Here is a 241-nt window from a genome sequence, read left to right on the forward strand (position 1 = left end):
TCGGGATCGATATAGGACACGAACTGGGCGTAGAAGCTGCCGCCCACCGCGACCAGGAACGCCGAGACCGCCGCCGCGCCCATCTTGGAGTTGAACACGACCACACCGAGGCTTTCGGCGGCATCGGCACGCTGTGGGGCCCGGTGCTTGGTGCGGTGATCCTGATCCCGCTCACCGAGTTGACGCGCTCCTTCATCGGCGGCTCCGGTCGCGGCGTCGACCTCATCGTCTATGGCACGCT

Annotated in this window: 2 pseudogenes; one reads left to right on the forward strand and one right to left on the reverse strand. The window is 66.4% G+C overall.

The features are described 5' to 3' along the window. Nucleotides 1-125, reverse strand: a pseudogene (locus tag FNJ47_RS52695) (branched-chain amino acid ABC transporter permease); the annotation flags it as partial. Here FNJ47_RS52695 and FNJ47_RS48725 point away from each other — a divergent pair. Next, a pseudogene (locus tag FNJ47_RS48725) lies at nt 117-241 on the forward strand (branched-chain amino acid ABC transporter permease); the annotation flags it as partial. The pseudogenes FNJ47_RS52695 and FNJ47_RS48725 sit on opposite strands and share 9 nt — an antisense overlap.

This window comes from Bradyrhizobium uaiense, assembly GCF_010811875.1.
GTDB lineage: Bacteria > Pseudomonadota > Alphaproteobacteria > Rhizobiales > Xanthobacteraceae > Bradyrhizobium > Bradyrhizobium uaiense.